The sequence below is a fragment of the Vreelandella glaciei genome (assembly GCF_013415125.1).
In the GTDB taxonomy this organism is placed as follows: Bacteria; Pseudomonadota; Gammaproteobacteria; order Pseudomonadales; family Halomonadaceae; genus Vreelandella; species Vreelandella glaciei.
The window spans coordinates 120,197-133,226 of sequence record NZ_JACCDE010000005.1 but is presented as its reverse complement, the minus strand read 5'-3'; the positions used below and the strand labels follow the sequence as shown (position 1 = coordinate 133,226).

Here is a 13,030-nt window from a genome sequence, read left to right as displayed (position 1 = left end):
AAGACCCCGTCACCGCTTTGCGGGGCGGGGTTTTGTTTATGTCGCTCAATAAAAGCGACTGGAGGTGACTAACGTATGAGCGTTATCGATGCTTTTTTGGATGCCCTGTGGTTAGAGCAGGGCGCCAGCGACCATACGTTATCCGCCTATCGGCGTGACTTAACCGCCTGGCAAACCCACTTGGAGAGCCACGGTGAAGCCCTCTTGGCACCGCCCCCGGAGCGACTCAGTGAGTGGCTGGCCAGCCGCCGAGAGGAAGGCTATCAACTGCGCAGCAATGCCCGGCTACTGTCGACGCTGCGCAGCTTCTACCGCTGGGGGCGCTTAAATAACCAGGTGATGAGTGACCCGCTCACTGACATCAAGCTGCCGCGCATCATTCCCGGCTTGCCTAATACGTTGGAAGAAGACGAAGTAGAGCGCCTGCTGATGGCGCCGGATACGGAGACGCCTTTAGGCGTGCGCGATCGTGCCATGTTGGAGTTACTTTACGCCTGTGGCCTACGGGTGTCAGAGCTGGTGGGGCTGACCGGCGATGCAGTGAACCTTCGCCAAAACGTGGTGCGGGTGCGTGGTAAGGGTGATAAAGACCGCCTGGTGCCGATGGGTGAAGAAGCCGCGGATTGGATTGCGCACTATATGGAGACCGCGCGGCTGGCGCTGATGAGTGACCCAACGCGCCCAGCGCTGTTCCCAGGCCGGGGCGATAAAGCCATGACCCGGCAAACGTTTTGGCACCGCATTAAGGTACATGCCATCACAGCAGGGATTACCCGGCCACTGTCACCGCACACACTTCGCCATGCATTTGCGACCCATTTATTGAATCATGGGGCCAATTTGCGGGTCGTACAGCTGCTGCTGGGTCATAGCGATTTATCGACGACCCAAATTTATACCCATGTGGCCCAAGCGCGCTTGGAAAGCCTACATGCAGAACATCACCCACGAGGTTGAATTGATGATGCGTCAACGCCGTTTTTTAGTATTTCCGTTATTAATAGCGGGTAGTCTATTACCTGTTGCCGCTCAGGCTGATGCGATAACAGACCGCCTTTCAGAATCCCTTAGCGTTAATGGTCAGGCGATGCCGGTGGAAACGGTGACGGAGACGCCCATGAGTGGCGTTTACCATGTGCGGTTGGAGAGCGGCGAATCCTTCTACTCCAATGCGGACGGTAGCCACTTTCTTGTCGGCGATCTGTATGAAAATGCCGATAACGGTTTGGTGAATTTGACCGAACAAGAGCAGAATCAAGAGCGTGCTGATGCGTTAGCAGCCGTGCCGGAAAGCGAGCGAGTGATTTTCCGCGGAGCTGATGAGCCGAAGGCAACTGTCACGGTGTTTACCGACCCCACATGCCCTTACTGTGCCCGCTTACACGAAACGATTCCCGACCTAAATGAGCGCGGTATCGCCGTTCATTATCTGGCGTTTCCTCGTGCGGGCATGGGGAGCCAAGCCGCCAACACGCTGAAGCAGGTGTGGTGCTCAGATAATCGCAGCGAAGCGATGACTCAAGCCAAAGAAGGCGAGGCTATTGCCAGCGCGGCAGACTGCGACAATCCGGTAGCTGGCCAATATGAGCTGGGTAAAGCCCTGGGCGTGCAGGGGACACCGGCGATTATTTTGCCCGATGGGCAGTTGGTCCCTGGATTTGTACCACCCGAGCGGCTCACCGCCATGTTAGGCTTGGATGACGAGGAGTAGTGCCGCAACGATTAGACGGCATACAACGCTGAGATACTGTCTTAACGCGTGTGGTTAAGAGCTTATAAAACCGCTTTTAAGACTAAATTTAAGACCAGCACCACCAGGTGCACAACACGAAAGGGGAAGTATTTTGAAACCGGTAAGAGTAGGTATTTGTGGTTTAGGCACTGTCGGTGGCGGCACCTTTAACGTATTGACCCGCAACGCTGACGATATTGCGCGTCGTGCTGGCCGTCCTATTGTGATTGAGCAGGTTGCTCACCGCAGTATTCATCCTGACTGCGATATTACCGGCATCAATGCCACCTCTGATGTGTTTGAAGTTGCCACCAACCCCAATGTCGATGTTCTGGTGGAGCTGATTGGCGGTTACGATATCGCTCGCGAACTGGTGCTGACGGCGATCGCCAACGGCAAGCACGTGGTCACCGCCAACAAAGCGCTGATTGCCGTGCACGGTAACGAAATCTTCAAGGCTGCCCACGAAAAGGGCGTTATCGTGGCGTTTGAAGCCGCGGTCGCGGGTGGTATTCCGGTGATTAAGTCGTTGCGCGAAGGCTTGGGTGCCAACCGTATCGAATGGGTAGCGGGCATTATCAACGGCACCGGCAACTATATTCTTACCCATATGCGCGACGAAGGCCGTGCCTTTGAAGACGTGCTCGCAGAAGCCCAAGCGTTGGGCTACGCCGAATCCGATCCCACTTTTGATGTGGAAGGTATCGACGCCGCGCACAAGCTGACGATTTTGGCCTCGATTGCTTACGGCGTGCCGCTGCAGTTTGAGAAAGCCTTTACCGAAGGCATTTCGCGGATTACCGCGGAAGATGTCGAGCAGGCTGATAACCTTGGCTATGTGATCAAGCACCTGGGTATCTCCAAACGCACCGACCAAGGCCTGGAGCTGCGCGTGCATCCCACGCTGATTCCTAAAGAGCGCCTGCTGGCCAATGTGCATGGCGTGAAAAACGCGATTGCGATCATGGGCGATGCCGTTGGGCCGACGCTTTACTACGGTGCTGGTGCAGGTGCAGAGCCGACTGCTTCAGCGGTCGTGGCCGATTTGCTCGACGTAGCCCGGGATATCTCCACCGATCACCACTACCGGGTGCCTTACTTGGCGTTCAGCGGCATTGACGAAGATGTCAGCCAGCTACCCATCATGCCGATGGAAGACATCATCACCGCTTACTATCTGCGTCTACTGGCGGTAGATCGCCCCGGCGTGCTGGCGCGAGTAGCAACGATTCTGGCCGAACAGGGCATCTCTATCGAAGCGCTGATTCAGAAAGAGGCTACCGAGGGTGAATTGGTGCCGATCATTCTGCTGACCCACCGCACCAAAGAGAAGCAGATGAACGAAGCGATTCGTGAAATTGAGTCGATGGCCGATATCGCCGGGCCGCTAACACGCATTCGCGTGGAAAGCCTGGACGAAGGGGAGTAGCCCAGATGCGCTATATCAGCACGCGTGGGCAGGCGCCTGCGCTCTCTTTTGAAGAAGTAGTGCTTACCGGCATGGCCAGCGACGGCGGCTTATATGTCCCGGAAACACTGCCTGAATTCTCCCGCGAAGAGCTCGCCGATATGGCCGGGCTTTCCTATGCGGAGATCGCCTTTCGGGTGATGAAGCCGTTTGTGAACGGCGAGATCGACGACACGACGTTCCGTAGCATTGTGACCGAAGCCTACGCGACGTTTAATCACGATGCGGTCGTGCCGCTTAAGCAGCTAGATGCCAATCACTTCCTGCTTGAGCAGTTTCATGGGCCGACGCTGGCGTTTAAAGATGTGGCGCTTCAACTGTTAGGCCGCTTGCTGGATCACTTCCTGAAAAAGCGTGGCGAGCGCGCGGTGATCATGGGCGCGACGTCGGGTGATACTGGCTCTGCAGCGATTGAAGGCTGTCGCCACTGCGACAACTTGGATATTTTTATCCTGCATCCGCACAACCGGGTCTCGGAAGTGCAACGCCGTCAAATGACCTCGGTACTGGCCAATAACGTCTTCAATATTGCCATCGAAGGCAATTTCGACGACGCCCAGGCGATGGTCAAGGCAAGCTTTGCCGACCAAACGTTCTTGAACGGTACACGTCTGGTGGCGGTGAATTCGATCAACTGGGCGCGTATTATGGCCCAGATCGTTTACTACATCGCCTCAGGCGTTGCGCTGGGCGCACCGCACCGCGAGGTGAGCTTCTGCGTGCCCTCCGCCAACTTCGGTAATGTGTTTGCAGGCTACATGGCCTACAAAATGGGCCTGCCGGTGAAGCAGTTCATCATCGCTACTAACGCCAACGATATTCTGCACCGTACGCTGGCCGCCAACGACTTCTCCAAAAAGGAGTTGGCGGCTACTTTGGCTCCCTCTATGGATATCGTGGTGTCGTCTAACTTCGAGCGGCTGCTGTTTGATGCTTACGACCGCGACGGTATGGCCGTGGCAGCCCTGCTTGAGCGTTTCCAGCAGGAGCCTACGGCCTTGGCCGACGCACCGCTTGCCAAGCTGCGCGAGAAGTTCGCAAGCTACAGCGTGGACGATGCAACGATTCTGGAAGTGATCCGTGACGCTCATAAACGCACCGGTGAGATGCTCGATCCGCATACGGCGACCGGTTATATTGCCGCCGAGCGCGCCCGCGCTGATCAGTCAACGCCGGTGATTACCCTGGCGACGGCGCATCCGGCCAAGTTTGCCGAAGCCGTGGTGAAAGCGGGCTTCCTGGGCGTGCCACTGCCACCGCATATGGAAGACCTGCTAGAGCGCGAAGAGCGTTATACCGTGCTTCCAGCAGAGCTTGCCGCCGTTCAGCAGTTTGTCGCGGAAAACCGGCGTTGAATGCCCGTTCGTTGAGACAGCGATGACCTCAGTGATCGATTTACCCCATAGCACGCTGTCTGCTAGCACAACCAGGCCGCGCTTAGAGCCTCGTCCGGTGGACGAGGCGCTTTATACCCGTGCACAAGCGGAAGGGTTAAGCGAACTGCAGGCGCGATTGCTAGCCTCCCGCTTGCCTGGTTACAGCGGAGAGTTGCTACCATTAATCGAGCCCAGCCTGCGTTATCTGGCGCATCCCGAGAAGCTTGCAGATGGGCGCCGCGCCGCCGAACGTATCGCTCAGGCGGTGGCAGAAGGTGAGGCGATCGGTATTCTTACCGACTACGACGTGGATGGCATTACCTCCCACGTGGTGATCCGGCGCACGCTGGTGGAGCTGTTTGGGGTGCCGGAAGGCAAGCTGCACAGCCTGATTGGCCATCGTATTAACGACGGCTACGGCATCAGCTTGCCGCTGGTAGAGCGCACCCTGGCGCAAAAGCCGTTTCCGACCCTGGTGATTACCGCCGACTGTGGCAGCTCCGATGAGCCAAGAATCGCGCGCCTAAAAGCGGCAGGTATCGACGTGGTCGTCAGCGACCACCATGCGCTGCCTATCGAGGGGCCGCCCTCTTCTGCTTATGCCTGCGTAAATCCTACTCGCTCGGACTGTGACTATCCTGACAAAACCATCGCCGGCTGTATGGTGGCGTGGCTGTTGATGTCACTGGCGCGCGGAGTATTGATCGAGTGGGGAGCGCTGCCGGATTCAACACCTAAACTGTCGCCCTGGCTCTCTTACGTAGCGCTAGGCACGGTAGCGGATTGCGTTTCCCTGGGTGGCAGCCCCGCCAACCGCGCGGTGGTTAATCATGGTTTAACGCTGATTAATCGCATGGACGCCGCGTGCTGGCGGGCCATGGCCACGCGCTTAGGCGCCGACAGCGTGCCGTTTAACGCGGAGACGTTAGCGTTTCAGATGGGGCCGCGGATCAACGCCCGTTCGCGGCTGGACGACCCCTATGCGGCACTGCACTTTATGCTGGCCGAGAACGATGGAGTCGCCAATCGCCAGCTCGACGTGCTGGATCAGGATAATCAGTCCCGTAAAGCAATTGAGGCCGATATGGCCGCCGAGGCGCGCACTCTAGCTACAGCGGCGCTGGACGCCGACGAGCCCGCCGTGGTGGTGCTGCTTGAAGACGGGCACCCCGGCGTACAGGGTATCGTCGCCTCGCGATTGGTCCAGGCCTACGGGCGCCCGGCACTGGTGCTAACTCAAGCAACAGCACCGGGCATGCTAACCGGCTCTGGCCGCTCAATTGACGGACTGCACCTGCGCGATGCTCTTCAGCGTACCTATGAGCTTGCTCCCGAGGCGTTACCACGCTTTGGCGGCCATAGTGGCGCGGCAGGGGTAGGCGTGCCACGGGATCAGCTTGACGCTTTTAAAGCGGCTTTCTTGAGGGCTGTAGGCGAGCAGTTGGAGGGGCGAACGCTCTATCCGCGCCTATGGACGGATGGCGAGCTTTCAACAGCGCAGCTTTCGCTGACCACCCTGCAAGAGATCGAAACGCTCGGCCCCTACGGACGGGAATTTGACCCGCCGCTGTTTGAAGGCCGCTTTATTGTCGAGGCGCTGCGCCCGGTGGGTGCCGACGGCGCGCACCTGATGCTGGAACTCTCCACTGGCCCGGTGACCTGCAAAGCGATCTGGTTTCGTGCGTTAACGCCGGGGGAACTGCCAGGTTTTAACGTAGGCGATACGCTGCACTGCGCCTATAAGCTCAATCGCAATCGCTGGCGCGGCCGCGAGACGCTGCAGTTAATGGTCGAGCATGCCAGCGCTATCTAAACTAGCCACTTAACAACCTCAACAGCCTAAGTAAGGACGCTCCCATGCGTGTTGAAGATTTACCCAAGGATCAGCATCGCCCCTATGAAGATGTGATGGCGATGCTGCTGGGCACGTTCTTTGTCGCGCTGGGGGTGACCTTTTACACCCATGCGGTGTTGCTGACCGGCAGTACCGCAGGCTTGGCGCTGCTGCTCAGCTATATGACCAGCAGCGTGACCGGCTGGGGCTTTGGGGTGTATTTTTTTGCCATTAACCTGCCGTTTTACTACTTGGCGGTGAAGCGTATGGGCTGGAGTTTTACCCTACGTACCTTCGCCGCTATTGGTCTGGTATCGCTGTTTTCGGAGCTAACCCAAGGCTGGGTGCAGTTTGACAGCGTGCCCTCGATCTACGCTGCGTTAATGGGCGGCGCGCTGATGGGCATCGGTATGCTGATGCTGTTTCGTCACCGCACCAGCCTTGGCGGTATCAATATTCTCGCGCTCTACTTGCAGGATAAACATGGCCTGCGTGCAGGCTACGTTCAACTGGCCATTGATGGCGTTATCCTGCTGATTGCGTTAACGCAGCTACCGCTGGATCGCGTGGGTTATTCGGTACTAGGGGCGCTGACGCTCAATCTAATTATCGCCCTGAACCATAAGCCAGGGCGCTATATTGGAGTGAGCTAAAGGCGTTTAGCCAAGCCAGAACCACCACACTATTAGCATGATGAGTCCCAGGCCTGCCAAATTGATCAATAAGCTCATGAGGCGTCCTCCTGGCTGGCTTTCCACAGCCGCAAGCGGTTGGCGTTACTCACTACGGTGATGGAAGAGAGTGACATGGCAGCGCCCGCTATCATCGGTGAGAGCAGCATGCCGGTGATCGGGTAAAGCACCCCCGCCGCGATGGGAATGCACAGCAGGTTGTAGCCAAAGGCACCCACCAGGTTCTGTTTGATATTGCGTAGCGTGGCGCGACTGATCTCTATCGCAGACGCCACCCCGTGCAGCGAGCCACGCATTAGCGTGATGCCCGCGCTCTCAATCGCCACATCGGTGCCTTGACCAATCGCAAAGCCCACATTTGCTCGGGCCAGCGCTGGGGCATCATTGATGCCATCGCCCACCATGCCAACGATTTCCCCCGCCTGTTGACGGCGCTCGATCTCGGCGTGCTTGTCTTCAGGCAATAAGCCCGCGCGAAACTCATCAATGCCCACTTCCCGGGCAATAGCTTTGGCGGTATGCTCGTTATCCCCGGTTAACATCACAATGGTTAAGCCGTCTTTTTGCAGGCGCTTGATCGCGGCAATAGTATCGTGACGAAGCGGGTCGCTGATGCCAAACAGGGCGGCCAGCTTGCCATCCACCGCTAGATACACCAGTGTGCGGGCCTGCTCCTCCATAGCGTGGGCCTGCTCTTCACCTGCTTTGAGATCCACTCCAGCCTCGCTTAACAGGCGTGCATTGCCCAGCAGCAGCGCTTTGCCGTCGGCGGTTTGGGCTTTTACCCCGCCACCGGTCACGCTGTCGAAACCATTAATCTCGGCAGGGGCAGCGTTGTGTTCATCCGCATAGTTCATTAACGCCGCTGCCAGCGGGTGTTCAGAGCCGCGCTCAAGTGCGTTCACCAGCGCCAGTACGGTGGATTGCTCCACGCCAAACATTTGTGCATCGGTAACGCTGGGCTTGCCCTGGGTGAGCGTGCCGGTCTTATCAACGACTAGCGTGGTCAGCTTGCTAGCGGTTTGCAGCGCCTCGCCGCTACGTACCAGTACCCCGTGCTCTGCCGCTTTACCGACGCCGATCATGGTCGAGATTGGCGTGGCCAGGCCCAGCGCGCAGGGACAAGCAATGATCAGCACGGTGGTCGCCGTCACCAGCATATGGATCACCTGGGGAGCGGGGCCTAGGTTGAACCACACCAGGGCAGTCAGCACGGCAATAATCATCACCGAGGGGACAAACACGCTGGAGACCTGGTCGGCGAGCTCGCCAATCGGAGGCCGCGAGTTCTGAGCGCTCGCCACCTGCTCGGTAATCTGGCCCAGCCGGGTGTCGGCGCCTACTCGCGTTGCTTGATACACCAGCCCACCGCGGCCATTCACCGTGCCAGCGCTGACGTCATCCCCCTCACGTTTCGCTACCGGTAGGGGCTCGCCAGTAAGCATCGACTCATCAATATGGCTTTCGCCTTCGGTTACCTGGCCATCCACAGGCAAGCGTTCGCCGGGCCGCACTCGAACTTGGTCGCCTGCTTGCACGGCATCAATCTCAATTTCCTGCTCATGGCCGTCGCGAATAACCCTCGCTGTTCGGCTCTGTAGGTCAAGCAGGCGCTTTAAAGCATTGCTGGTCCGGCCGCGGGCGCGCAGTTCCATGGCATTGCCGAGCAGAATCAGCCCGATCACCATGGCGGAGGCTTCAAAATAGATGCCTTGAGCGACTTCCGGCAACCACGGGGCGAACAGCACCACCGTCATGGAGTAGAGCCAGGCAGTGCCGGTGCCTATGGCAACCAACGTATCCATATTGGCTTGGCGATGCTTAAATTGCTTCCAGGCGTTGACGAAAAAGTGTCGCCCAGGGAAGGCCATAATGCCCAGAGTTAATAGACCAATCACCAACCAGTAGAGACGCCCCAGCCCCATGGGATGAGGGTGGAAAAACAGCATGCTAACCATGAGTGGAATCGCCAGTGCCAACGAGATGGTGCTGCCGCGTAGCCGTTTTTGGTAGGTCTTGGCATCCTGCTCTGCCCGGGTGCGTTCGGCTTCCCGCATATCCACAATCGGCTCGGCACCATAGCCCGCTGACTCAACGGCGGCGATTAACGCTTGGGTCTCGGCACTGCCAAACACCTGGGCGGAGTGGCTGCCAAAGTTGACGCTGGCGGTGTCCACACCCTCGGTACGTTCAAGCGCTTTCTGAACGCTGTTGACGCAGCTGGCGCAGGTCATCCCGCTAATTGCCAAGCGCTGTTTCTTGCTTTGCCCTTGAGAATGGGAGTGAGCACTTGCAGTTTTTTCAGCTTCGGCATCAGCGGGTGCCGCGGTTTCTGGCTGCTTATCAGCATCGTCTGGGGCTGCTTCCTCCAGCGCTGCTTCGCCTGGCGGGTAGCCCGCCGCGGTCAAGCGTTGATCAAGCTCGGCGTCGGTTAGAGTCGAAACAACCTCGAGGCGTTTTTCGCTAGGCATGCCGGTGACGTCTGCTTCAGGGTCACCACTTTGAATCGCCTCGCGCATACGCTTGACGCAGCCCTGGCAATTCATGCCGGGGATGGTTCGCGTGGTGGCTCCATTGGCAGGGCTTACGCTTGAGGCGGCTTCGGTAGAGGCGTCGCTCATGGGGTCTCCTTGGTAGACGTGGCGTCAGGAAAACTCTCAATCAGGCGGCACACGCTGTGGCCGTCGGGGGAGCCGTCGGGCATCTGCTGCCAGCTCTCCATGGCCTGTTCCATTCGTTCGGCTAGCGCTTCCAGCTCGGCAATGCGTGCGCGAATTTGTGGCAGGCGGCTGGCAAGTAAGTCGCGTACCAAGGGGCAGGGGGAATCGCCTTGATCGGCATGAGTGAGGATGTCGCGAATTTCCGCCACGCTAAACCCTAGTTTGCGCGCCCGCTGGATAAACCGTAGCCGCTCTAAGTCGTTATCTGAAAATAGCTGATAGCCGTTATCCGGGTGGCGCTGAGGAGCAAGTAGCCGCTCACGAGCGTAGTGGCGCACGGTCTCCGCAGTAACCCCGCCACGTTTGGCAAGCTCGTTAACTTTCATGGCCTGTTCTCCCGACCGGTTAAATAGTCACTATTGAGTGTAGAACCTATGGGTTACCCATAGGTCAAGGGTGTCTTTATTCAATCAGCTGAAATGACTAAAACACTGATTTAAAACGGTCGTGCGACTAATGTATAAGCCAGAAATAAAATAAAACGAACGTTTGCCCTTGAACCTTTGGCTCAGTTGCGAGAAAACAGTCATGTAAAAATAAAGAGGGTGGATCGTCGGTATCCACTGGATCATCGGGAAGAGAGGCCCACTATGAATAATAAATTTAATAAGCTCACCCTGGCTGCTGCCATTACGGCCGCTTTCGCTAGCCAAGCCCACGCGGGCGGGTATCAAATTAACGAGCAGAGCGTGAGTGGGCAGGGTTATGGCCATGCCGGGCGAAGCTCTAACATCCATGATGCAACCATTGTGTACGGTAACCCGGCGGGTATGTCGTTTTTGGATCGTGCGCAAGTGACGGTTGGGGGAACCTATCTAAACGTAAATACTGATCTTTCTAATGTCGAAGCTAGCCGCTTTATTGATTCGGGTGTGGCCGCTGGCGGGGCCCCCAATGGCAATCAGATTCCCATCGGCAGCATTCCTGGGGGGAATGATGGCGATATGGTGCCAGGTACTCCCATTCCTTTTGCATTCTATGCGCAGCCAGTGACTGATCAGTTAGCGTTTGGGTTCGGGGTATATGCACCCTTTGGCTCCAAAACCGACTACGAAGATGATTTCCAGGGACGCTATTTTGGCGACTATACCGAAGTCAAGGTGATCAGTGCGCAGCCGACGGTTTCTTATCGCTTTAATGATCAGTGGTCGGTTGGTGCGGGTATTACCTATAACCAAGTGGAAGGTGAACTGCGTCGCCAGCTACCCTCTGAAGCTACGTTTAATCCAGCTACCGATATCGACTCGCGCGTTGACGGCGAAGACGAAGCGTGGGGCTACAACTTAGGCGTGATCTATCGCCCGATACCCGAAACCACCTTGGGTCTGACTTACCGTTCAAAAGTGGACTACACATTGGAAGGGGATTTTAGCGCTACCGATCCCCAGGGTAATGTCCTTCGCTCAGATACCGCGAACCTGGATTTAACCACCCCGGAGACGGTTAACTTCTCCGTAACCCAGCAGATGACCGATCGTCTCAAACTGATGTTCGGGGCGTCCTGGGTTCGCTGGAGCCAATTTGATCAAATTTTGGTTACCGGTAGCCAAGGCGATACGATTACCCAAGAAGTTCAGAACTATTCAAACGCCTGGGCGTTTGCCTCCGGCGGCGAGTATCAGTTAACGAAGACATTAGCGCTTCGTGCTGGGGTAACGTTGGACTTTACACCCACCAATGATGAAGACCGCAGCGTGCGTATTCCTTCTGACGATCGGCGTATTTTCTCGCTGGGGGCAGGATGGAGCCCAACGCCTGATATGACCATTGACGTGGCGTACTCCTATCTCACGGAGCGAGGCACCTTTGTTGAACAGGATCGTAACGACCTGCTCCAAGGTGCAGGCGGCGCGTCCTACTCAGCCGACTACAAAAACGAAGCCCACGGTTTTGGTGCGCAGTTAACCTATCGCTTTTAAGCTTTAGAGAGCTAAACCCCCATGAAACCCGGCGCACGCCGGGTTTTTTATTGCCTTGTGACAGGCCATTGGATGCGGGGCGTGTCGGCTTTCGTTACACTATGCGCTTTTCTGATCGATACACCTCTGTACGACCAGATACAGACAAAGCTAGGGCGATCCCATGTTGGAAACCAACCCGATTCACAACCAGATCAAGGACCTGTCTGAGCGGACAGACGTTCTTAGGGGGTATCTTTGACTATGCCGAGAAGAAAGATCGGCTAGAAGAGGTCACCCGCGAACTGGAAGACCCCAATGTCTGGAATGATCCAGACTACGCGCAGAAATTAGGCAAAGAGCGTGCCTCCCTTGAAGCCATTGTGGCGACCATTGATGACCTTGAGCAGGGCCTGGGCGATAGCCGGGATCTGTTAGAGCTTGCCGAGATGGAAGAGGACGAAGGCACCGTTGATGAGGTGCGCCATGAGCTGGACGGCATGCAAGCCGCGCTGGAGAAGCTTGAGTTTCGGCGCATGTTTTCCGGCGAAATGGACCCAAATAACGCCTATCTGGAAATTCAGTCCGGTTCCGGTGGTACGGAAGCCCAGGATTGGGCCAATATTTTGCTGCGCATGTACCTACGCTGGGCGGAGAGCCACGGCTTTAAAGCCGATATCACCGAAATCTCCGCGGGCGAAGTGGCGGGCATTAAGTCAGCCACTGTGCATGTTCAGGGCGATTACGCCTTCGGTTGGCTACGTACCGAAACCGGTGTGCACCGGCTAGTGCGTAAAAGTCCGTTCGATTCCGGCGGTCGTCGGCACACCTCCTTTGCCTCGGTCTTTCTGTCACCGGAAATTGACGACAGTTTTGAAGTGGAAATTAATCCCTCGGACTTGCGTGTTGATACCTACCGCTCAAGTGGTGCAGGCGGTCAGCACGTTAACACTACCGATTCAGCGGTGCGGATCACCCACGAACCGACCGGCATCGTAGTGGCCTGTCAGGGCCAGCGCAGCCAGCACGCCAACCGCGACTTTGCCATGAAGCAGTTAAAGGCGCGGCTCTGGGAGCACGAGATGCAGAAGCGAAATGCCGCCAAGCAGGAGGCCGAAGACTCCAAGGCGGATATCGGCTGGGGCAGCCAGATCCGTTCTTACGTGCTTGACGACCAGCGCATCAAGGATTTGCGCACCAGCGTGCAGTCCAGCAATTGCGATAAAGTGCTCGACGGGGATATTGATCAATTTATCGTTGCTAGCCTAAAGCAAGGTTTGTAATTTTTTTTAGCGTTTGAACATGAACAG

10 protein-coding genes are annotated in these 13,030 nt (G+C 57.0%); 8 read left to right on the top strand and 2 right to left on the bottom strand.

The features are described 5' to 3' along the window. Positions 1-75 precede the first annotated feature (75 nt). From xerD to HZS80_RS05325, 6 genes are all read left to right on the top strand, one after another. Complete coding sequence (gene xerD / locus HZS80_RS05350; RefSeq protein WP_179915374.1) at positions 76-957, top strand: site-specific tyrosine recombinase XerD; 882 nt, start codon at positions 76-78, stop codon at positions 955-957. Beyond that, positions 932-1,711: a DsbC family protein gene (locus HZS80_RS05345; RefSeq protein WP_179915373.1), complete on the top strand. Its 780-nt coding sequence runs from the start codon at positions 932-934 to the stop codon at positions 1,709-1,711. The genes xerD and HZS80_RS05345 overlap by 26 nt, the downstream gene beginning before the upstream one ends. A gap of 133 nt (positions 1,712-1,844) precedes the next feature. Next, positions 1,845-3,161 carry a homoserine dehydrogenase gene (locus HZS80_RS05340; RefSeq protein WP_179915372.1) on the top strand — a complete coding sequence of 439 codons (1,317 nt, stop codon included), beginning with the start codon at positions 1,845-1,847 and terminating at the stop codon, positions 3,159-3,161. Positions 3,162-3,166: 5 nt separating this feature from the next. Then, positions 3,167-4,555, top strand: coding sequence for a threonine synthase (thrC, locus tag HZS80_RS05335; RefSeq protein ID WP_179915371.1), 1,389 nt, complete (start codon positions 3,167-3,169; stop codon positions 4,553-4,555). Between the two features lie 22 nt (positions 4,556-4,577). After that, positions 4,578-6,389, top strand: coding sequence for a single-stranded-DNA-specific exonuclease RecJ (locus HZS80_RS05330; protein WP_179915370.1), 1,812 nt, complete (start codon positions 4,578-4,580; stop codon positions 6,387-6,389). A 44-nt stretch (positions 6,390-6,433) separates the two neighbouring features. Beyond that, a complete protein-coding gene (locus tag HZS80_RS05325; RefSeq protein WP_179915369.1) occupies positions 6,434-7,063 on the top strand; it encodes a YitT family protein in 630 nt (209 codons plus the stop codon). 74 nt (positions 7,064-7,137) lie between these two features. On the opposite strand, the gene HZS80_RS05320 is transcribed toward HZS80_RS05325, so the two are convergent. Further along, the gene (locus HZS80_RS05320; protein WP_179915368.1) at positions 7,138-9,723 is read right to left on the bottom strand and encodes a heavy metal translocating P-type ATPase; all 2,586 of its coding nucleotides are present in this window, start codon (positions 9,721-9,723) and stop codon (positions 7,138-7,140) included. Beyond that, entirely contained in the window at positions 9,720-10,148 is a 429-nt protein-coding gene (locus HZS80_RS05315; protein ID WP_035564945.1) for a MerR family transcriptional regulator, read from the bottom strand. Before HZS80_RS05315 ends, HZS80_RS05320 begins: the two co-directional genes overlap by 4 nt. Positions 10,149-10,412: 264 nt before the next feature. Between HZS80_RS05315 and HZS80_RS05310 the strand changes: the two genes are divergently transcribed. Both HZS80_RS05310 and prfB read left to right on the top strand, forming a co-directional pair. Further along, positions 10,413-11,741 (top strand): OmpP1/FadL family transporter, encoded by a 1,329-nt coding sequence (locus HZS80_RS05310; RefSeq protein WP_179915367.1) that lies wholly within the window; start codon positions 10,413-10,415, stop codon positions 11,739-11,741. Between the two features lie 163 nt (positions 11,742-11,904). Further along, positions 11,905-13,003, top strand: a protein-coding gene (gene prfB, locus HZS80_RS05305; protein WP_179915366.1) for a peptide chain release factor 2 whose coding sequence is annotated in 2 segments (ribosomal slippage) — positions 11,905-11,979 and positions 11,981-13,003 — 1,098 coding nt in all. Because the reading frame shifts where the segments join, the coding sequence is not laid out codon by codon here. The last annotated feature ends 27 nt before the right edge of the window (positions 13,004-13,030 follow it).